A 20275-nucleotide genomic window follows, 5' to 3' on the forward strand; every position below is an offset into this window, starting at 1 on the left:
TCTGTTTTTCTGTATAAGTGCTTCTATTATTTTTTTGCTTTTTCTTGATAAGATTTATGGAATCGTTCCATTTTAGCACTTTTTTCGTGTGCGGAATTAGGGTCGTGTCCAATTTGACCTACTGAGCTTTTTTGAGCCCCTTTATTCACATGGTTTGTCATTTGTATTCACCTCGCTTTGAGGATTAGTATAAACATTCTGTAAAGAAAAACTCATTAGAAAAGAAAAACCCCTTTACGATTTGTAAAGAGGTTGGATTGCTATTTATGCATTGAACGTTCGTTTGTGTCGATGCGTCTATGCGGTAAATGCCATTTGTAATGAATAGAAACCATGCGGAAGCAAACAATTAAAATGAATAAGGTGTATAGAGCCCAATCGCTAACAATAATTTGAGCGCCGATTAAGAAACCTGCCAGAATCGTCCAAAAAGCATATACATCAGCTCGAAGAACGAGAGGTTTTCTACGGGCTAAAAGATCGCGGATAATACCGCCTCCAATGCCAGTTAAAACGGCTGCTACGATTGTAGCGCTAATTGGTAAATTTAATTTCTGAGCGTATAATGCCCCTTGTACGGCAAATGCTGATAAGCCGATAGCATCAGTGATGTTTTCCCACTTTTTCCAGTGTCTAATTAATTTATTTGGAAAAAGAAAAATAATCGTCATTGATAAAAGTGCGATTTGGAATAACATGTCTTGTTGCCAAAACGCGACAATCGGATAACCGATTAATAAATTACGAAGGGCACCTCCCCCAAATGCGGTTGCCATTCCTAAAATATACACCCCGAAAATATCATAATCCTCTTCCATTGCAACAATAGCCCCGCTTAATGCGAAAGCAATTGTGCCTATGATGCTAAAAATCTCCCATGCCATGAATTTTCTCCCCCGCTAACTAGATGAAATGTGCTTCCTCTGCTATTATATTAGAAGGTTTAAATTTCGAAAAGGATGAGTGAACATATTTGATGGAAGAAAAAGAGAAAGTCATATTAGTGGGCTGTCAATTGCCGCAAGATGATGATGAAAAATTTATGCATTCCATGAAAGAACTTGCATCATTAGCGAAAACTGCACGAGCAGAATTGTTAGTGTCTACAACGCAAAAACGACCGAAGTTTCATCCGGCGACTTATATAGGTAAAGGCAAATTAGAAGAGCTTACAATGTTAACTGAAGAACTAGAACCGGATGTTATCGTATTTAATAACGAATTAACACCGAGTCAAATTCGGAATTTATCCTCAGTATTAGATGCGAGGGTAATTGATCGAACGCAACTCATATTAGATATTTTTGCGCAACGTGCGAAGTCGAGAGAAGGGAAGCTTCAAGTAGAATTAGCTCAGTTGCAATATACAATGCCGCGTCTTATGGGGCAAGGATTGTCTTTATCACGTCTTGGTGGTGGTATTGGAACGAGAGGGCCAGGTGAAACGAAACTTGAGACTGATCGTCGTCATATTCGAGCGCGCGTTGATGAAATAAAGAAGCAACTTGCAGTTGTTGTGGAACATCGAAAAAGATATCGTGAGAGAAGAAAAGATAATAAAGTATTTCAAGTTTCGTTAATAGGATATACGAATGCGGGAAAATCTACACTGTTTAATAGATTAACGGAAGCTGATACGTTTGAAGAAAACTTGTTGTTTGCAACACTAGACCCGACAACAAGGAAGATGCCGCTACCTTCTGGTTATACAGTATTACTAACTGATACAGTTGGTTTTATACAAGATTTACCTACGTCATTAATTGCTGCATTCCGTTCGACGTTAGAAGAAGCTGGTGAAGCGGATGTTATTTTACATGTTGTGGATTCTGCAGATCCTAATTATGTAGGGCATGAGAAAACAGTAAAACAATTATTGTCAGAACTCGAAATAAATCATATTCCTATTATTACGTTATATAATAAAAAAGATGAATTACATCAAAACTTTATTCCGTTTCCGAAAAATGACTTCTTAATGACTAGTGCTTTTGAAGAAAAGGATCTATTACATATAAAAGAAGCGATAGAAACGAAAATGAAGGAAGAAATGAATCGTTATCAAGTGGAGATTCCTCCGAGTGAAGGTAAGTTGTTAACGTTACTAAAGACGGAGACGCTATTAACGAAGATGGAGTTTTTGGAAGATAAATTTGTGTATGATTGCGCAGGGTATATTTTTGCTCATTCATCACTTAATGTGCAATTAAAGAGATTTTTAGTGGAAGAAGGAGAAAATAAAAATGTTTGATCGTTTGAAAAATGGAAAAAAGATTGCTCCGATTGTAAAAGAAGTAGAGAGCCAAATTACAGAAGTACATAAACGTGCGGATGAAGTAATTGAAAGTAATCAGTTTCGTGTATTAGAAAGTTTTCGTAAACATAAAATTAGTGATTCACATTTTATTCCGACGACAGGTTACGGTTATGACGATATTGGTCGTGATACGCTAGAAAAAGTGTATGCGGATGTATTTGGAGCGGAAGGTGGTCTTGTTCGTCCGCAAATTATTTCAGGTACTCACGCAATTTCAACAGCGCTATTCGGTATTTTACGTCCAGGAGATGAGTTATTGTACATCACGGGTAAGCCGTATGATACGTTAGAGGAAATTGTTGGTGTACGTGGAAAAGGTGTAGGATCATTCAAAGAATATAATATTGGTTATAATGCAGTTCCGCTTACTGAAGAGGGGTTTGTTGATTTAGGAGCTGTTGCGGCTGCCATTCATAGTAATACGAAGATGATTGGAATTCAACGCTCAAAAGGTTATGCTACTCGTCCGTCTTTTACTATTTCTCAAATTAAAGAAATGATAGCGTTTGTTAAAGAAATTAAACCGGATGTTGTCGTGTTTGTAGATAACTGTTATGGCGAGTTTATTGAAGAACAAGAGCCGTGTCATGTTGGTGCAGATTTAATGGCGGGTTCGCTTATTAAAAACCCGGGCGGGGGAATTGTTAAAACTGGTGGTTATATTGTTGGTAAAGAGCAGTATGTTGAAGCGTGTGCCTATCGTTTAACATCTCCAGGAATCGGTGCGGAAGCAGGAGCTTCTTTATATAGTCTGCAAGAAATGTATCAAGGTTTCTTCTTAGCGCCGCACGTAGCGGGACAAGCGCTAAAAGGTGCGATTTTTACAGCTGCATTTTTAGAGAAGTTAGGAATGAATACATCACCAGCGTGGAATGCACCAAGAACAGATTTAATTCAATCTGTTCAATTTGATGACAAAGATCGCATGATTGCATTCTGCCAAGCGATTCAATATGCATCTCCGATTAACTCTCACTTCACTCCATATGCCAACTATATGCCGGGGTATGAAGATGATGTAATTATGGCTGCGGGAACGTTTATTCAAGGTGCAAGTATTGAATTGTCGGCTGATGGTCCAATTCGTCCGCCTTATGTTGCTTACGTACAAGGTGGGCTAACTTATTCGCATGTGAAGATTGCGATTTGTTCTGCAATTGATGCATTAATTGAAAAAGAATTATTAACAATTTCTTAAAGGGAAGCTGTCGATTTCGACAGCTTTTTTCGCGTGAAAGTAATGATTTATTTCATTAGAAAAAAGAATGAAAAAATTTTTAAAAAATCATGTAAGAAAAGCTAACATCTATTGACATAAAACATAACATGGTATAAAATGAGAAGCAGTTAAGGCGAAGGAGGAACTGAAACGATGAAAGAAGATAGACGTTCTGCTCCGCTGTTTCCTATTGGTATTGTTATGGATTTAACACAATTATCTGCACGTCAAATTCGCTACTATGAAGAGCATAATCTTGTTTCTCCAACCCGTACAAAGGGGAACCGTAGATTATTTTCATTTAACGATGTAGATAAGTTGTTAGAGATTAAAGATTTATTAGATCAAGGCTTGAATATGGCTGGTATTAAACAAGTGTTACTAATGAAAGAAAATCAAACAGAAGCAGTGAAAGTAAAAGAAGAAACGAAAGAAATTTCAAAAACTGAGCTTCGCAAAATACTTCGAGACGAACTACAACATACAGGTAGATTTAATCGAACTTCATTGCGACAAGGTGATATTTCAAGGTTTTTTCACTAAAGAGAACTGATTCTGAAGGTGTTTAGAGGGACTAAGGAGGAATTTATAATGGCTAGGTACACAAAAGAAGATATTTTCCGTTTGGCGAAAGAAGAGAATGTAAAGTATATCCGATTACAATTTACGGACCTTTTAGGAGTAATTAAAAACGTAGAAATTCCAGTGAGCCAATTAACAAAAGCTCTTGATAACAAAATGATGTTTGATGGATCTTCTATTGAAGGTTTCGTACGTATTGAAGAATCTGATATGTACTTATATCCAGATTTAGATACTTGGGTGATTTTCCCTTGGACAGCTGAAAAAGGTAAAGTAGCTCGATTAATCTGTGATATTTACAATGCAGATGGTACTCCATTTGAAGGGGATCCACGTAACAATTTAAAACGTGTATTAAAAGAAATGGAAGCTTTAGGATTCTCAGATTTCAATCTTGGACCAGAGCCAGAATTCTTCCTATTCAAAGTAGATGAAAAAGGAAATCCAACATTAGAATTAAACGATAACGGTGGATACTTCGACCTTGCGCCGATGGATCTAGGGGAAAACTGTCGTCGTGATATCGTTCTTGAACTTGAAGAAATGGGCTTTGAAATTGAAGCGTCTCACCATGAGGTTGCTCCAGGTCAGCACGAAATTGACTTCAAATATGCAAACGCAATTCGCTCATGTGATGACATTCAAACATTCAAACTTGTTGTAAAAACAATTGCTCGTAAACACGGTTTACACGCAACATTTATGCCAAAACCATTATACGGTGTGAACGGTTCAGGTATGCACTGTAACTTATCACTATTCAAAAATGGTGAGAACGTATTCTATGATCAAAACGGTGACTTACAATTAAGTGATGATGCTCGTCACTTCATCGCAGGTATTTTAAAACACGCACCAGCATTTACAGCGGTGGCAAACCCAACTGTAAACTCTTACAAGCGTTTAGTACCTGGATACGAAGCTCCTTGTTACGTAGCATGGTCTGCACAAAACCGTAGTCCATTAGTACGTATCCCTGCATCTCGTGGTATTAGTACACGCGTAGAAGTACGTAGTGTTGACCCAGCTGCAAACCCATATTTAGTAATGGCTACATTATTAGCAGCAGGTCTTGATGGAATTAAAAACAAATTAACTCCACCAGCTGCAGTAGATCGTAACATCTACGTAATGACAAAAGAAGAGCGCGAAGAAGCAGGTATCGTTGACTTACCAGCAACATTAGCGCAAGCTTTAGTTACATTACAATCTAACGAAGTAATTAGTAACGCATTAGGAGATCACTTACTTGAGCACTTCATCGAAGCGAAAGAAATTGAGTGGGATATCTTCCGTACGCAAGTTCACCAATGGGAACGCGATCAATATATGTCTCTTTACTAAGAGGTGAGGAGCCCTGATACTACGGTATCAGGGCTTTTTTATTTATTGGAAATATAGGTGTTAGTTGAAATGAATTGAATTGAATAGATGTCTGAAAAAATTATGACGGTATTTAAATTTCTATTCCATATCTTTAATGTAACGTGGTGAAATTCGAATTGTTTTGTGTTCTAAAAGGGTGGATAAGTAAAAGTAACATGCGTAATATCTATGGATATAAAAAAATGAATGATATGTTGTGTTCGGTATTGGATATGTTTCATACTAAAGTTCGAGTGTTTAAAAATATAGTACCTTGCAATAAACAATACTAAGTGGTATATTATGGATATGTCGGGTACCGTGTATTGAACAGTACTGAAATGAGAAAGGGGGATTACACTTGAACGTTCAGTTTAAAAAAGGTGTGTTAGAACTGTGTGTACTAGCACTTGTGAAACGTAAGGATTGTTACGGTTATGAACTTGTTCAGCAAATCTCAAATAAATTTTTAATATCGGAAGGGTCAGTATATCCTTTATTACGCCGTTTAACGAAGGAAGGATATTTTCAAACGTATTTAAAAGAATCTACGGAGGGACCGCCTCGTAAATATTATCAACTAACTGAGCAAGGGGAAACGCAACTGAATTTGTTAGTAACAGAGTGGCGTGATTTTGCGAAAGGTGTACAAGAAATTATTGAAGGGGTGGAATGGGATGAGTAAAGAACAGTTTCTTAAGGAATTATCAAGTCATCTTAGAAAGTTACCGGACGAAGAGAGGAAAGATATTTTATTTGATTATGAAGAGCATTTTCAGTTTGGGATAGAAGAGGGGAAAACTGAATCGGAAATAATAAAGGGTCTTGGCTCTCCGAAAGTAATTGCAAAAGAATTGCTTGCGATGTATCGTTTCGATGAAATGAAAAAAGATCCATCAACTTCAAATGTGACAAGAGCTGTCATGGCGGCGATTGGACTTAGTTTGTTTAATTTCATTATTGTGTTAGGCCCGTTATTGGCAATTATTACTTTTATATTTTCTTTTTGGGTCGGTGGGATTGCTAGTGTAGTGACACCATTTTTCGTAATTGGAAAAGTATTTATGGGTACTTTTATATGGTTAGATTTATTTGTTAGTATAACTTTTGTTGGAGTAGGTTTGTTGTTATGTATGATTGCTTATTATAGTACGAAGTGGTTTAAAAGGCTTTGTGTACGTTATGTCATATGGAATTTCAAAATGATAAAAGGGGAGTAGATGATGAAAAAAATATTGTTAGTAGCAATCGCTTGTATCATTATTGGAGTAATTGGGATTTCACAAACATATGAAAAAGCAGTGCAAGCTGCAGAAGAAGGAAACAAAGAAGATAAAATTAAAAATGAAACACTAAAAAATATAGAAGTTAAGTTAGATGTCGGGGATATTGTTGTCCAAAAATCTCCTGACGCTTCTTTTTATGTAAAGCAATTAGGAGATGCGCGTAAACAAGAGATTCGTATTACTGAGGATGGTGACACATTAAAAATCATTGGGGAAAGAGAAAAAGGTGCTTCATTTGATTTTTCTTTTTACGATTTTAAGTTTCAAACGTCTACATTGACTCTCCTTGTGCCTGAACGCTCTTACCAAGATGTAAAAGTAAATTCATCTGCTGGACAAATTGAAATAAGTGACGTGAAAAGTGACCGTGTAAGTGCTAGAACACTTACTGGAGAAGTGGATTTGAAACATGTAACGACTAAGAATGTGGAGGGATCTACAAAAGCTGGTGAAGTAAACTTTAAAAAAGTAATAGGGAAAGTGACTGCAAAAACGACCAGTGGGGAAATAAATATTCTAGATCATGATTCTAAGTACAATCTAGAAGAAAGTTCAACTGCGGGAGATATAAATATTACTTTATCGGAAAAACCAAAAGATGCGGTAATTACTGGGCAAAGTGCTGCCGGGGATGTAACAATTTTTAATGAAGAAAATAAAGACGTAACGATTGGTAATGGGAGTAAAAAGATTAGCGGTAAAACAGCTGCGGGCGATGTGACGATTGAAACGCGTTCATAAGAAATAGAATGTGTGAAAATCTATCAAAATACAAAAAAAGAAGATAATTACCGTATAAATAAGGTAATTATCTTCTTTTATATTCTTAATGTAAATCACGATATACGCCAATTACTTTACCGATAACTGACACTTGCTTTAAAATGATAGGTTCTAATGAAGAGTTTTCCGGTTGTAGACGGAAATGGTCTTTTTCTTTATAGAAACGTTTAACAGTTGCTTCATTATCTTCTGTTAAAGCGACTACAATTTCACCATTATATGCAGACTGTTGTTGGCGAACAACAACTAAATCTCCATCGAAAATACCAGCTTCAATCATACTATCTCCAGAAATACGTAACATAAACACTTGATCTGCTCCTGCGACAATGCTAGCTGGAAGAGGGAAGTGTTCCTCAACGCTTTCGACTGCTGTAATTGGTAATCCAGCAGTAACTTTCCCGACAATTGGAACTTGAATAACAGATTGTGTTTCTGTATCCATTCGGTCTTCACCTAAAATTTCAATTGCGCGTGGTTTTGTTGGATCGCGTCGAATGTATCCTTTTTCTTCTAATCTTGATAAATGTCCGTGCACTGTAGAACTAGAAGCGAGGCCGACTGCTTGACCAATTTCACGTACGGAAGGTGGATATCCTTTTTCTTGTACTTTTAGCTTAATAAAGTCGAGAATGTCTTGCTGGCGTTTCGTTAACTTTTCCATGTTTTCTAACACCTCGTTTTCTTTCATTTTTCTTATTAATAAGTATAACATGTGAAAAAACATTCTACAAACATAAGTTCGAACAAAAGGCGAATTTATGTTACACTAAAGGGAAATTATAGTGAGAAAGAGGGGTTCATAATGAATGCAATTATTTATGCGCGTGTGAGTACAACAAAAGAAGCGCAAGAAACATCATTATTACGTCAAAAAGATGAATTATTGCATTTAGCGGAGCGCTATCAAATGAATGTTGCTAAGGTGATTGAAGAGCAGGCTAGTGGCTATACAATTGAACGTGACGGCATATTAGAAGTGTTAGATACAATTCGAGACGAACAAATTGATGTGCTACTTATACAAGATGAAACGCGCCTTGGTAGGGGGAATGCAAAGATTGCGTTAATGCACTGTTTACATAAAGAAGGAATAAAAGTATATACGCATACACATAATGGTGAATTGCAATTGTCGGATTCTGATTCAATGGTATTAGATATTATTGGTATTGTTGAAGAGTATCAAAGAAAGATTCATAATTTAAAAATTAAACGTGGTATGCAACGAGCAGTAGAAAAAGGCTATCGTCCAGAAAATAATTTAAAGAATCGTCATTTAAGTGTAGGACGAGAGAAGAAAGAAGTGCCAATTGAGGAAATTGTACGTTTGCGTAAGAGTGAACTTACTTTCGAAGAAATAGCAGCAACACTACGTGGCTTTGGCCATAATGTTTCAAAAGCGACGGTACATCGTAGATATGTAGAGTATACAAAGCAATTGCTTGATAAAGAAGAGTAACTATTGTATGATAATAATCAGTTTTGAGTAGAAGGGGGATTCGAGATGCTTAGTCACGAACTCGTTGAACGCATTAACTTCTTAGCGAAAAAAGCAAAAGCTGAAGGTTTAACTGAAGAAGAACAACGTGAGCGTCAATCGCTACGTGAACAATATTTAAAAGGATTTCGTCAAAATATGTTAAACGAACTAAAAGGAATTAAAGTCGTTAACGAACAAGGTACTGATGTTACACCGGCGAAATTAAAAGCTTTAAAAAAGCAAGATAATGCAAAATTAAACTAAAAGATGGGCGAAGCCCATCTTTTTTATTTATTATAATCGTTAGTTAATAACTTTCCAGTTGTTATTGACTGTTGCTTCTATCTTTTTATGCTTCAATATATAGTTAGCGATAAGTTCAGACATATTTGTTGGTATACCTTTTATTACGGGCTTATTTTGAAACATAAAGAAGTTCCCTCCGCCGCTCGCGCGATAATTATTCATAACGACGTCATATTCTTCACTCATATTAAGAGGAGTGCCTTTATGCTGTAAAGATTCTACTCTGTCGCCAATTGGTTTGGAAATGTTTAATACGTACGAAATTCCTTCCCACATATCGTAATTATAGTGTTGCGGTTTTGGTTCTATGTAGCTAGGGTTTACGATGATGGTTCCATCTTCTTTTAATGTGAAATAAGAAGCAGAGAGTTCGAGAGCATCTTTTATATCAGCTCCAGTTATTCTAATTACTTTTAATGTATTTGGATAAATATAATTAGAAACGATGTCACGCATTGTTACATATGTCGGGAAACCTGGAGATGTATTATGGAATAAGCTTGTACAAGAAATAGAAACATTAGCTATATCCATCTGTATTTTATTTATGAATTCAATAAAAGGATGGTCTTGCAAACGAGTTTGCATAGCATCTGAAATTTGCATGTCACCGTGGATGGTTCCAATAGGTTGATCAAGCCATTTTTGTGTTTTCTCTTCATAATCGGTTACCAAGTAAAGAACATCAGGATCTGCCTCGATTTCTTGCACAGTCAATAGTTCTGAATAACTCTCTTTTTTTACCCACTCTTGTTTTATTTTTTCAAATGTTACAGTTACTTTTCCAACTGAATGTCCATTACATCCAGTCTGTAAAATTGTTACATCATTACCCACTGTTTGAGCCATTTCTCGGTGCTGATGGCCTGTTAATAAAATATCTATGCCCTCAATTTCATGACACATAGCATACCCTTGGTTTTCGCCTGTTAAAACTTCAGTCGGTTCTCCAGTTTGTAAATCGCGTTCAAATCCCCCATGATACGCTACGACTAGTAAATCTGGTTTCTCATGTTCGTGAATGTAAGAAACCCAATTTTTTGTTGTTTCTAACGCATCTTCAAATTGCAAGTCTTTAATGTGATGGGGTTGTTCCCAATTTGGAATATAATGCGTTGTCACCCCTAAAATAGCAATTTTTATATTTGCTTCAATATGTTTTATTATATATGGTTTCCCGAAATAAGGTTTTTTACTGCTTTTGTCTAAAATATTTGCTGATAAATATGGGGAGTTTGCAGTAGAAATAGTATTGTTTAATACATCCATTCCATAATTAAATTCATGGTTTCCAATCACTGCAGCGTCATAACGTAAATAGTTTGCTATTAATGACATTGGGTTTTTCTTATCTTTTTCATATGTAGCGTAATGGTAAGTAAATGGTGTTCCTTGTATGAAGTCACCGTTATCAATTAAAAGAACGTTTTTATTTTGGGACCGTTCTTTTTTTATAAGAGTAGAAATCTTAGCTAAACCAATTTCTGCTGGAGAGTTATCTTGGTAGTGAATTGGATAAACAGTACCATGTATATCACTTGTTAATAGGATGTTTAAAGTTACAATTTGATTTTGATTCAATATCATTCACCTTTTCTATTATTATCTACTGATTAAGCATATCAAATATATGGAGAGAATTTTAATGTGAGTGTATAGAATATGTAAAGATTCTGTAAATAATCAATTATTTGTAAAAATGTGTGATATATTTCTTCATGTTTATGAAAGGTTATTTTATAACAATGAAAAATGGAGGCATTAACATGTTGAAAAAAGTTTTTGCAATGAGCACAACAGTTGTATTAGCAGCGGGTTTGTTAAGTGGCTGTGGAACGAAGGAATCAAGCGCAAGTAAAAATGAAGATACGAAAAAAGGGTATGTACCGAAGACTTTAAATGTTCAATTTGTTCCTTCTCAAAATGCAGATACGTTAGAGGCGAAGGCAAAACCACTTGAGAAGCTATTAAGTGATAAGTTAAATATTCCAGTAAAAGTTAGTATTTCAACGAATTATAATACAATTGTAGAAGCGATGGCATCTAAGCAAGTAGATGTAGGATTTTTACCCCCAACAGCGTATGTGTTAGCACATGAGAAAAAGGCAGCAAACGTAATTTTACAAGCGCAACGTTTTGGCGTAGATGATGAAACGGGAGCTCCTACAAAGGACTTAGTAGACTTTTATAAATCTGAGTTTGTTGTTAAGAAAGATTCAAATATTAATAGTGTAAAAGATTTAAAAGGTAAAAAAATTGGCTATCAAGATGTAACGTCATCAGCGGGATATGTGTGGCCTGCGGCTGTACTATTAAAAGAGGGCGTTGATCCGTTAAAAGATGTGAAACCTGTTACATTAAAAGGTCACGATCAGTCACTTATTGCTCTTTTAAATGGTGATGTAGATGCAGCTGTTGTATTCCAAGATGCTCGTAATATTGTAAAAAAAGATTATCCGAATATATTTGATCAAACGAAAATAGTGAAATTTACGGAGAAAATTCCAAACGATACGATTTCGGTACGTTCTGATTTAGATGAAGAGTGGAGCAAGAAATTACAGGATGCTTTCATTGAAATTGGAAAGAATGAGGAAGGTCACAAAATCATTAAAGAAGTATATTCACATGAAGGATATGTTAAATCTGATGATAGTAAATTTGATATCGTTCGTGAATATGGAAAGAAAGTAAAAACGCAATAATACATATGGAAATGGCAACTAGCTGGAAAGGTATGTTTTCAGTTAGTTTGCCGTTTTGAATACATAGAAGGTAGGTAAGATGTGTGATAGAGTTTCGAAATGTTTCCAAAGTGTATCCAAATGGTACAAAAGGATTGAATAATATAAACTTGAAAATTCAAAAAGGTGAGTTTGTTGTAATGGTAGGGCTTTCCGGAGCTGGAAAGTCTACACTTCTAAGATCGGTAAATCGTCTTCATGAGATTACAGAAGGAGAAATCATGATTGAAGGTGAGTCTATTACGGCTGCGAAAGGAAAAGGATTACGCCGCATGCGCCGGGATATTGGTATGATTTTTCAAAGTTTTAACCTTGTAAAGCGATCAACAGTATTAAAGAACGTATTAGCTGGCCGTGTTGGGTATCATTCGACGTTGCGTACAACGTTAGGTCTATTTCCGAAAGAAGATTTGGAGCTTGCTTTTCAATCGTTAAAAAGAGTAAATATTTTAGAAAAAGCATATGCGCGTGCTGATGAATTATCAGGAGGACAACAGCAACGTGTATCGATTGCTAGAGCGTTGGCGCAAGAAGCAAAAATCATATTGGCAGATGAACCTGTTGCATCGTTAGATCCGCTAACAACAAAGCAAGTATTAGATGATTTGAAGAAAATTAATGAAGATTTTGGAATTACAACAATTGTAAACTTACATTCTATTGATTTAGCTAGGCAATATGCGACGCGCATTATTGGATTACATGCAGGAGAAATTGTTTTTGATGGCTTAGTAGAAGAGGCAACGGCTGAAAAGTTTGCTGAAATTTATGGTGACGTAGTACAGAAAAGTGAATTGTTAGAGGTGGCAGTTAAATGAATGACGTGACGATATATTCGAAATCGATACCGAAGCCACCGAGTAAGCTGAAACATATGTTAACGGCTGTTCTAGTCATTTTACTGTTGTGGGGAAGTAGTGTACAGGTCGATGCATCATTGTCAAAACTAGTAGTTGGTTTTCCTAATATGATGGATTTGTTAAAAGAGATGGTGCCGCCAGATTGGAGTTATTTTCAAGTTATTACAACAGCGATGTTAGATACAATACGTATGGCGATTATTGGGACGACTTTAGGTGCGATTTTAGCTATTCCACTGGCACTATTTGCGGCAAGTAATGTATTTACTAGTACATTTTTATACAGTCCAGCTCAAATGATATTAAATTTTATCCGAACGATACCAGATTTATTATTAGCGGCAATTTTCGTGGCGATTTTTGGAATCGGGCCACTTCCAGGTATTCTGGCTCTTACTTTTTTCTCGATTGGGCTCGTGGCGAAATTGTTGTATGAGTCAATTGAATCAATTGATCCAGGTCCTTTAGAGGCGATGACAGCAGTAGGAGCAAATAAAGTGCAATGGATTGTTTATGGAGTAATTCCGCAAGTGAAAGCGCATTTTGTCTCTTATGTTCTGTATACATTTGAGGTGAACGTACGTGCAGCAGCTGTTTTAGGTTTAGTAGGAGCAGGTGGTATTGGATTATACTATGATCGTACACTTGGATTTTTACAATATCAGCAAACTGCATCTATTATTATCTATACCCTTGTTGTTGTATTGTTAATTGATTATGTAAGTACATTGTTGCGGGAGAAATTATAATGAGTAAAACGACGATAATCGTACCAAAACCGAAGAAACCGAGTGTGTATCGCTTGTTTATTTTTATAGCACTTACATTTGTTTACGTATGGGCTTTTTCAGGAGTACCGCTAGAAGGAATTAAGGATACGGCAGGAGAAATTACAAAAGCAATTATGACAGGTGTATTGAATCCAGATTGGGCGTATGTATCTTTGCCAGATGGTGAAGATTTATTACATGGTTTAATTGATACGTTGGCAATTGCGATATTGGGTACATTTATTTCTGCCTTTTTATCTGTTCCATTTGCTTTTTGGGCGGCGACGAATATGAGCAGTGGAAAACTAACTTCAGGAACTGGGAAATTTGTACTTAGTTTTGTCCGTACATTTCCTGAATTAGTTATGGCCCTTTTATTTATAAAAGCTGTTGGACCAGGTTCTTTTGCTGGCGTTCTAGCTTTAGGGTTACACTCTATTGGAATGTTAGGGAAATTATATTCAGAAGGAATTGAAAATATAGATAAGGGGCCGACAGAGGCGTTAATAGCTACAGGTGCAAACCGGTTTCAAATACTTTGGTATGCAGTATTGCCACAAGTATTACCAGATTTTCTATCGTATACATTATACAGGTTCGAAATTAATGTACGATCCGCTGCCATTTTAGGTGTTATTGGAGCTGGTGGTATTGGTACGCCCCTAATTTTTGCGCTGAGTTCACGTAATTGGTCTCGCGTGGGCATTATTTTATTGGGCATCATTTTAATGGTCATTATCATTGATTTTATTTCAAGTTCGATTCGGAAACGGATTGTTTAACTGATTTGAAAAGCATCGAATGTAGATGTTTTTTGGTATTTTTAACGCATTATCCGAAAGAAATCTCCTTCCTGGGGCGTGTGAAAGACGATAGCCTAGCGGTAGGTGGGAGATGGATTTCGGTTTGGCGTAACCAAACATTTGGTTTTCCCATTTATTTCGCCCCTGCTATAATCAGTCTTATAAGAGGTAAAGTTTGGTATAACAATGAAAGTAGATAATAATCATGTTAAGTGGGGGTAGTTCACAAGCGGGTTAAAAAGTTAGTATAGAAGAATTTTGTATATCTGTATAAATATACAGATAATTCCCTTTCTTTTCAAAATAAAAATAATGAAAAAGTATGTCATATTGAATACCCATACATTCCCGAAAACATTGATTTTTTTATAAAAAATCAAAAAAACATCAACATATTTGTCGATACATGTTGTATAATCTTGCGTGGGAAGCTATCATATAAATGTATAAAACGTTTACTAATATAAGCGAAGGGAAGAATAGCATGTCACATTCAATCGAACAACTTTCTATCAACACGATTCGCACATTATCCATCGATGCGATTGAAAAAGCAAACTCTGGTCACCCAGGAATGCCAATGGGTGCAGCACCAATGGCTTATACATTATGGACTCAATTTATGAAACACAATCCAAATAACCCAACGTGGTTTAACCGTGATCGTTTCGTATTATCTGCAGGTCATGGTTCAATGTTATTATACAGCCTACTTCACCTATCTGGTTATGATGTAACAATGGATGACTTAAAGAACTTCCGTCAATGGGGAAGCAAAACTCCAGGACATCCTGAGTACGGTCATACAGCTGGTGTAGATGCAACGACTGGTCCACTTGGACAAGGTATTGCAACTGCTGTAGGTATGGCAATGGCAGAAAGACATTTAGCTGCTAAATATAACCGTGATGCGTATAATGTAGTAGATCATTATACATACGCTATTTGTGGTGATGGAGATTTAATGGAAGGCGTTTCTGCTGAAGCATCTTCATTAGCTGCTCATTTACAATTAGGTCGTCTTGTTGTGCTTTACGATTCAAACGATATTTCATTAGATGGCGATTTAAATCGTTCATTCTCTGAAAGTGTAGAAGATCGTTACAAAGCATACGGATGGCAAGTAATCCGTGTTGAGGATGGAAACGATATTGAAGCTATCGCAAAAGCAATCGAAGAAGCGAAAGCTGACGAAAAACGCCCAACGCTAATTGAAGTAAGAACGACAATTGGTTTCGGTTCTCCAAACAAATCAGGAAAATCAGCTTCACATGGTTCTCCACTAGGTGTAGAAGAAACAAAATTAACGAAAGAAGCATACGCTTGGACTGCTGAGCAAGACTTCCACGTAGCAGAAGAAGTATACGACAACTTCCGTAAAACAGTACAAGATGTTGGTGAAACTGCGCAAGCAGAGTGGAACACGATGCTAGGTGAATATGCACAAGCATACCCAGAATTAGCAAACGAATTCCAAGCAGCAATGAACGGTCAACTTCCAGAAGGTTGGGAGCAAAACTTACCAACTTATGAATTAGGATCAAAAGCAGCAACTCGTAATTCTTCTGGTGCTGTAATTAATGCAATTTCAGAATCTGTACCATCATTCTTCGGTGGATCAGCTGACCTTGCTGGTTCTAACAAAACATACATGAATAACGAAAAAGACTTTACAAGAGATGATTACAGCGGTAAGAACATTTGGTACGGTGTACGTGAGTTCGCAATGGGTGCAGCAATGAACGGTATTGCACTACATGGTGGTTTAAAAACTTACGGTGGTACGTTCTTCGTATTCTCTGACTACTTACGTCCAGCAATTCGTCTTGCAGCATTAATGCAATTGCCGGTAACGTATGTATTCACACACGACAGTATCGCTGTTGGTGAAGATGGTCCAACACATGAACCAATTGAGCAATTAGCGGCGCTACGTGCAATGCCAAATGTATCTGTTATTCGTCCAGCTGACGGTAACGAGTCTGTTGCGGCTTGGAGACTAGCTCTAGAATCTACAAACAAACCAACTGCTTTAGTATTAACTCGTCAAGATCTTCCAACATTAGAAGGTGCAAAAGACGATACGTATGAAAAAGTAGCAAAAGGTGCATATGTAGTTTCTGCAAGCAAGAAAGAAACAGCTGATGTAATCTTACTTGCAACTGGATCAGAAGTAAGTCTAGCTGTTGAGGCTCAAAAAGCATTAGCAGTAGACGGTGTTGACGCATCTGTTGTCAGCATGCCATCTATGGATCGTTTTGAAGCTCAAACTGCTGAGTACAAAGAATCTGTATTACCAAAAGCAGTAACAAAACGTTTCGCAATCGAAATGGGTGCTACATTCGGATGGCACCGTTACGTAGGTCTTGAAGGAGATGTGTTAGGTATCGATACATTCGGTGCTTCTGCTCCTGGTGAGAAGATTATGGAAGAGTATGGATTTACTGTAGAGAACGTTGTTCGTAAAGTAAAAGAAATGCTTTAATGATTTTAGAAAAATCTCTCCGGCATGGAGAGGTTTTTCTATGTAAATGAGTTTTTTCGACAGAAAAAGTTTTTTCTCTCTCCGCAGTCAGACAATCATTGCAAAATTTCTTCTATATAATGAAGAGAAAAGGTTGTCCAGATTGGGAGGCGAAAGATGAAAACGTATGAATTGTATTTAATTCAAGAGGATATTGCGAAAGCTTACTTTGGTCGTGAATATTTGTTTTTTGATTTATTTGCTCGATTTTCAGAATCTGGGTCCCTTTCGGAGAAAAAAGTGCTATATAAACAAATGATGTATATAACGATGCCATTACAAGTAATGAAAATTCATCATAAATTAGAACAAGCTTTGCGCGTTCTTGGTAAATATGATCGAACACATCATACACATACACTTTATACAGGGGCAGAATATGGCGAAATAATGGTGAAACCACACTATATTCGCATGAATACCTCTGGAAATGTTTCTATGGAAACGACTTTCTTTGAGGTGCTTCGGAAGTGTGAATTAACATTTTTAGCTATGGATTATGAAAATACAAAGTACGGATGGCTGAATCCTCTAAAACAAGTACGAACATATGTGTAAAAAATGTCGAATTGTATCTTGTCTTATTGAAAAGGTTTTAGTACACTGTAAGGTAGACAACATGAAGGAGGAAAATATATGCCAATTTGGTTAGGTATTCTAGTGGGCGTAGTAGCACTAGTAGCAGGCGTGGCGTTAGGATTTTTCATTGCCCGCAAATACATGATGAATTACTTACAAAAAAATCCACCAATTAACGAACAAATGTTAAAAATGATGATGATGCAAATGGGACAAAAACCTTCCCAAAAGAAAATCAATCAAATGATGAGCGCGATGAACAAGCAACAAATGAAATAAGCGAATGGCTAATCCTTAGAGTCACAAGCGTTTCATCGCTCTGATATAAGCATTAATTTCGTGAAAATGAATAAACTCAATGTATTCATTGGTTTATCTTTCTCTTAATTTTTTACGAAATTTGCTTTACTTTTCTTAAAAACCACTTTTTCTGTTGGAATATCAACCAGCAGGAAAGGTGGTTTTTTTGTTTGGAATTAGAAGATGTAATTGAAGAGTATTTGTATCACTGTATGGCAAAAGGATTCACTCAAAAGACAATGAAAAACAAACGTCAAGAAATGAAGCAATTAAAAAGGTTTCTAATGAATGAGAAGGGGGTAAGTGAGTTAGAAGCCATCAATACACTACATTTAAAGCAATACGTTAGAATAAAGTGTGGAGAGGGCTTACAGCCACAATCAATAGTATCTATGTTTAAAATGGTTCGTGCTTTCTTTAGTTGGTGTCAGAAAGAGGAATACCTTAAAGAAAATATTGCAAAAAAAGTGGAATTGCCGAAAGTTCCTAAAAAATTACTAAAGGGATTTACCATTCAAGAGGTATCTGCAATGATAGACGCATTTAGTTATAAAAACTACATTGAAGCAAGAAATAAGGCAATAGTAGCCATGTTAAGCGATTGTGGGTTGCGAGCGATGGAGATTAGAGGGTTATTGACTCAAAACGTAAAAGAAACAACGATTTTAGTTAATGGTAAGGGGAATAAGGAGCGTATTATGTTCATCTCTCCACCGTTAAAAAAGATTCTAATTCGATATGAGAGATTAAGAAAACAGTATCTCAAAGATAAAATTGTTAAGACGGACAATTATTTTTTGTCTTATACAGCCGACCCATTGTCGCATATGGGGATTTACAATGTAATTAAAGAAGCAGGAAAAAGAGTAGAAGTTGAAGAGGTAAGATGTAGTCCTCATACGTTTCGTCATTTCTTCGCTGTTCAGTGTATTTTAAACGGAATTGACATCTTCACATTATCAAAATTGCTAGGTCATTCTGATGTATCGACCACACAGCGTTATTTACAGTCATTAGAGGATTTTGAACTTATTAAGAAGGCAATGCCTTCAAGTCCATTAATGAATATTGGTAGGTCATCATAATATCGTTCTCATCACTGATATTGAAACAAAAAGGGTCATTGATGACCTTATTATTTTAACAGTTATTTAAATGTCAATAAAAAAAGTAGAGTGTTGGTAGCACCCTACTTTTTACGTTAGTTTCATTCGCATTAAAACTAAATAGGAAAAATCCTACACCTTCATTTTATCGAAAAAAATTTGATGATGCAAGGGCTATTAAGTATTGTCTTTTTTATGAAGTGTACGGTAATTTTCAAACGTGGGAATGACCTAACACCACGCTAAACACTTGAACAGGTTCGCTAAGCCAATGTCATAAAATTAAGCGTATACTCTCAAAAGCGTTTCCTTGTTTACGTTGAGTATAGTCTAGGAGAGAACGTCCATAAACGGTTTGGTAAAGGTTGCTTGGTGTACTGCGGTACAGGTAGCAACGAATAAGAAAGATAACATTAGGTTATGAGTAATTAAGGATAATGTCAGTAGTACAATTCCTTCCCTAAATCTTTCGGCATGTTGGACAAGCATAACGTGTTAAAAGTTCGTTGTAGGTGAAAACCTAACGTTCAAACAAGGTGTTACTATACGGAAACCTTAACCCGATATACAATGTTGGAGTGACAATGAACGTCTGCTTTATATCGCATTAACTTTTTCGTTTTTACGATATAAGGTAGTCATTCTCTGCCCTAGCCGTTGTCCTTCCCACTCAACCAATGTTGAAGGACGGACACCCAAAGTCAATGGAAAATTATGTGGTTGCTTAAAAATGTTAATAAGGGAAAACATTATAACAAAAAAATAAAAAAAGTCAAGAGTTATGTAACACATAAAATTGACAAGTGTAACAAAAAATGTTATACTTTTATTAAGGGTTTGGAAGAACCCGTAATAAATGTAAAGGGGATAATTAAAATGAGAAAAACAGTACAAATGGATTTAGTACCATTAACGGATGAGCAGTTAATTGAAGTCATCAAAGGTCAAGAAATTAAAGAAGTAGACGAAAAATCAAACAATGTCGTTGCAAAATCAAATGGAAAGAAAATTGTTTTAGATAAGGATTACGATTTAGAAGATGTTGAAGGTGTTTACTATCAGTCGCACAATAGAACAGAAACGCTTTTTGCAAACATTACTGATTGGACAGTAGATGAAAAGAAGTATCTTACTACAATCATTAATTCGAAATTAGACATGAGAAATAAGAGATTAGTTGAAAATGATGTTGTACTACCACTTCAACTATCTGGAAGAATTAAACCAAAGCATTTGAGTTAAATTATA

Annotated in this window: 22 protein-coding genes; 18 read left to right on the forward strand and 4 right to left on the reverse strand. The window is 36.1% G+C overall.

All coding sequences use genetic code 11. The annotated features are described in order from the left end of the window. Positions 1 to 26: 26 nt before the first annotated feature. Together QCI73_RS09245 and QCI73_RS09250 are read right to left on the reverse strand one after the other, a co-directional pair. Positions 27 to 161: a hypothetical protein gene (locus QCI73_RS09245; protein WP_000181496.1), complete on the reverse strand. Its 135-nt coding sequence runs from the start codon at positions 159 to 161 to the stop codon at positions 27 to 29. A 99-nt stretch (positions 162 to 260) separates the two neighbouring features. Next, a complete protein-coding gene (locus QCI73_RS09250; RefSeq protein ID WP_000312265.1) occupies positions 261 to 884 on the reverse strand; it encodes a trimeric intracellular cation channel family protein in 624 nt (207 codons plus the stop codon). Positions 885 to 976: 92 nt separating this feature from the next. On the opposite strand from QCI73_RS09250, the gene hflX reads away from it, so the two are divergent. From hflX to QCI73_RS09285, 7 genes are all read left to right on the forward strand, one after another. Further along, complete coding sequence (gene hflX / locus QCI73_RS09255; protein WP_327922740.1) at positions 977 to 2251, forward strand: GTPase HflX; 1275 nt, start codon at positions 977 to 979, stop codon at positions 2249 to 2251. Beyond that, positions 2244 to 3515: a methionine gamma-lyase family protein gene (locus QCI73_RS09260; protein ID WP_327922741.1), complete on the forward strand. Its 1272-nt coding sequence runs from the start codon at positions 2244 to 2246 to the stop codon at positions 3513 to 3515. Before hflX ends, QCI73_RS09260 begins: the two co-directional genes overlap by 8 nt. A gap of 174 nt (positions 3516 to 3689) precedes the next feature. Next, positions 3690 to 4079 (forward strand): transcriptional repressor GlnR, encoded by a 390-nt coding sequence (gene glnR / locus QCI73_RS09265; RefSeq protein ID WP_000656783.1) that lies wholly within the window; start codon positions 3690 to 3692, stop codon positions 4077 to 4079. A 48-nt stretch (positions 4080 to 4127) separates the two neighbouring features. Further along, positions 4128 to 5462 carry a type I glutamate--ammonia ligase gene (gene glnA / locus QCI73_RS09270; protein ID WP_000135330.1) on the forward strand — a complete coding sequence of 445 codons (1335 nt, stop codon included), beginning with the start codon at positions 4128 to 4130 and terminating at the stop codon, positions 5460 to 5462. A gap of 382 nt (positions 5463 to 5844) precedes the next feature. Next, positions 5845 to 6168: a PadR family transcriptional regulator gene (locus QCI73_RS09275; RefSeq protein ID WP_001102620.1), complete on the forward strand. Its 324-nt coding sequence runs from the start codon at positions 5845 to 5847 to the stop codon at positions 6166 to 6168. Further along, complete coding sequence (locus QCI73_RS09280; protein ID WP_327922742.1) at positions 6161 to 6703, forward strand: DUF1700 domain-containing protein; 543 nt, start codon at positions 6161 to 6163, stop codon at positions 6701 to 6703. The genes QCI73_RS09275 and QCI73_RS09280 overlap by 8 nt, the downstream gene beginning before the upstream one ends. Continuing rightward, positions 6704 to 7510 carry a DUF4097 family beta strand repeat-containing protein gene (locus tag QCI73_RS09285; protein ID WP_353822802.1) on the forward strand — a complete coding sequence of 269 codons (807 nt, stop codon included), beginning with the start codon at positions 6704 to 6706 and terminating at the stop codon, positions 7508 to 7510. A gap of 85 nt (positions 7511 to 7595) precedes the next feature. On the opposite strand, the gene lexA is transcribed toward QCI73_RS09285, so the two are convergent. Next, a complete protein-coding gene (gene lexA, locus QCI73_RS09290) occupies positions 7596 to 8216 on the reverse strand; it encodes a transcriptional repressor LexA (RefSeq protein ID WP_000413738.1) in 621 nt (206 codons plus the stop codon). A 141-nt stretch (positions 8217 to 8357) separates the two neighbouring features. Here lexA and QCI73_RS09295 point away from each other — a divergent pair, with 141 nt between their 5' ends. Beyond that, positions 8358 to 9014, forward strand: a complete 657-nt coding sequence (locus tag QCI73_RS09295) for a YneB family resolvase-like protein (protein WP_134188427.1) — start codon at positions 8358 to 8360, stop codon at positions 9012 to 9014. Between the two features lie 45 nt (positions 9015 to 9059). Continuing rightward, complete coding sequence (locus tag QCI73_RS09300; protein ID WP_000948565.1) at positions 9060 to 9299, forward strand: DUF896 domain-containing protein; 240 nt, start codon at positions 9060 to 9062, stop codon at positions 9297 to 9299. A 39-nt stretch (positions 9300 to 9338) separates the two neighbouring features. Here QCI73_RS09300 and QCI73_RS09305 read toward each other — a convergent pair whose 3' ends face one another. Continuing rightward, positions 9339 to 10922: a bifunctional metallophosphatase/5'-nucleotidase gene (locus tag QCI73_RS09305; RefSeq protein WP_353822803.1), complete on the reverse strand. Its 1584-nt coding sequence runs from the start codon at positions 10920 to 10922 to the stop codon at positions 9339 to 9341. A 185-nt stretch (positions 10923 to 11107) separates the two neighbouring features. On the opposite strand from QCI73_RS09305, the gene QCI73_RS09310 reads away from it, so the two are divergent. The 9 genes from QCI73_RS09310 to QCI73_RS09350 all read left to right on the forward strand — a co-directional run bounded on the left by QCI73_RS09310 (position 11108) and on the right by QCI73_RS09350 (position 20269). Further along, entirely contained in the window at positions 11108 to 12046 is a 939-nt protein-coding gene (locus QCI73_RS09310; RefSeq protein ID WP_000915052.1) for a phosphate/phosphite/phosphonate ABC transporter substrate-binding protein, read from the forward strand. Positions 12047 to 12129: 83 nt separating this feature from the next. Next, on the forward strand, positions 12130 to 12903 hold the full coding sequence (phnC, locus tag QCI73_RS09315) for a phosphonate ABC transporter ATP-binding protein (RefSeq protein ID WP_353822804.1): 774 nt from the start codon (positions 12130 to 12132) through the stop codon (positions 12901 to 12903). Beyond that, positions 12900 to 13694, forward strand: coding sequence for a phosphonate ABC transporter, permease protein PhnE (gene phnE / locus QCI73_RS09320; protein WP_327922745.1), 795 nt, complete (start codon positions 12900 to 12902; stop codon positions 13692 to 13694). Before phnC ends, phnE (QCI73_RS09320) begins: the two co-directional genes overlap by 4 nt. Continuing rightward, complete coding sequence (gene phnE, locus QCI73_RS09325) at positions 13694 to 14497, forward strand: phosphonate ABC transporter, permease protein PhnE (protein ID WP_000047890.1); 804 nt, start codon at positions 13694 to 13696, stop codon at positions 14495 to 14497. The genes phnE (QCI73_RS09320) and phnE (QCI73_RS09325) overlap by 1 nt, the downstream gene beginning before the upstream one ends. Positions 14498 to 15002: 505 nt before the next feature. Beyond that, positions 15003 to 17003, forward strand: a complete 2001-nt coding sequence (gene tkt / locus QCI73_RS09330) for a transketolase (protein ID WP_327922747.1) — start codon at positions 15003 to 15005, stop codon at positions 17001 to 17003. A gap of 156 nt (positions 17004 to 17159) precedes the next feature. Further along, positions 17160 to 17600: a sporulation inhibitor of replication protein SirA gene (gene sirA / locus QCI73_RS09335; protein ID WP_000860645.1), complete on the forward strand. Its 441-nt coding sequence runs from the start codon at positions 17160 to 17162 to the stop codon at positions 17598 to 17600. 78 nt (positions 17601 to 17678) lie between these two features. After that, positions 17679 to 17900: a YneF family protein gene (locus tag QCI73_RS09340; RefSeq protein ID WP_001123317.1), complete on the forward strand. Its 222-nt coding sequence runs from the start codon at positions 17679 to 17681 to the stop codon at positions 17898 to 17900. A gap of 191 nt (positions 17901 to 18091) precedes the next feature. Then, positions 18092 to 19006 carry a tyrosine-type recombinase/integrase gene (locus tag QCI73_RS09345; protein WP_353822805.1) on the forward strand — a complete coding sequence of 305 codons (915 nt, stop codon included), beginning with the start codon at positions 18092 to 18094 and terminating at the stop codon, positions 19004 to 19006. 897 nt (positions 19007 to 19903) lie between these two features. Continuing rightward, on the forward strand, positions 19904 to 20269 hold the full coding sequence (locus tag QCI73_RS09350; protein WP_074568240.1) for a hypothetical protein: 366 nt from the start codon (positions 19904 to 19906) through the stop codon (positions 20267 to 20269). Positions 20270 to 20275: the final 6 nt, after the last annotated feature.

The organism is Bacillus cereus group sp. MG16, from assembly GCF_040459875.1.
Taxonomy (GTDB): Bacteria; Bacillota; Bacilli; order Bacillales; family Bacillaceae_G; genus Bacillus_A; species Bacillus_A paranthracis.

Coding starts and splice junctions, on each gene's coding strand:
- QCI73_RS09295 (WP_134188427.1), top strand. CDS start 8,358: ATGAATGCAATTATTTATGCGCGTGTGAGTACAACAAAAGAAGCGCAA.
- sirA (WP_000860645.1), top strand. CDS start 17,160: ATGAAAACGTATGAATTGTATTTAATTCAAGAGGATATTGCGAAAGCT.
- QCI73_RS09310 (WP_000915052.1), top strand. CDS start 11,108: ATGTTGAAAAAAGTTTTTGCAATGAGCACAACAGTTGTATTAGCAGCG.
- QCI73_RS09280 (WP_327922742.1), top strand. CDS start 6,161: ATGAGTAAAGAACAGTTTCTTAAGGAATTATCAAGTCATCTTAGAAAG.
- QCI73_RS09300 (WP_000948565.1), top strand. CDS start 9,060: ATGCTTAGTCACGAACTCGTTGAACGCATTAACTTCTTAGCGAAAAAA.
- phnE (WP_327922745.1), top strand. CDS start 12,900: ATGAATGACGTGACGATATATTCGAAATCGATACCGAAGCCACCGAGT.
- QCI73_RS09340 (WP_001123317.1), top strand. CDS start 17,679: ATGCCAATTTGGTTAGGTATTCTAGTGGGCGTAGTAGCACTAGTAGCA.
- QCI73_RS09285 (WP_353822802.1), top strand. CDS start 6,704: ATGATGAAAAAAATATTGTTAGTAGCAATCGCTTGTATCATTATTGGA.
- QCI73_RS09350 (WP_074568240.1), top strand. CDS start 19,904: ATGAGAAAAACAGTACAAATGGATTTAGTACCATTAACGGATGAGCAG.
- QCI73_RS09260 (WP_327922741.1), top strand. CDS start 2,244: ATGTTTGATCGTTTGAAAAATGGAAAAAAGATTGCTCCGATTGTAAAA.
- hflX (WP_327922740.1), top strand. CDS start 977: ATGGAAGAAAAAGAGAAAGTCATATTAGTGGGCTGTCAATTGCCGCAA.
- phnE (WP_000047890.1), top strand. CDS start 13,694: ATGAGTAAAACGACGATAATCGTACCAAAACCGAAGAAACCGAGTGTG.
- tkt (WP_327922747.1), top strand. CDS start 15,003: ATGTCACATTCAATCGAACAACTTTCTATCAACACGATTCGCACATTA.
- glnA (WP_000135330.1), top strand. CDS start 4,128: ATGGCTAGGTACACAAAAGAAGATATTTTCCGTTTGGCGAAAGAAGAG.
- QCI73_RS09250 (WP_000312265.1), bottom strand. CDS start 884: ATGGCATGGGAGATTTTTAGCATCATAGGCACAATTGCTTTCGCATTA.
- lexA (WP_000413738.1), bottom strand. CDS start 8,216: ATGGAAAAGTTAACGAAACGCCAGCAAGACATTCTCGACTTTATTAAG.
- QCI73_RS09245 (WP_000181496.1), bottom strand. CDS start 161: ATGACAAACCATGTGAATAAAGGGGCTCAAAAAAGCTCAGTAGGTCAA.
- glnR (WP_000656783.1), top strand. CDS start 3,690: ATGAAAGAAGATAGACGTTCTGCTCCGCTGTTTCCTATTGGTATTGTT.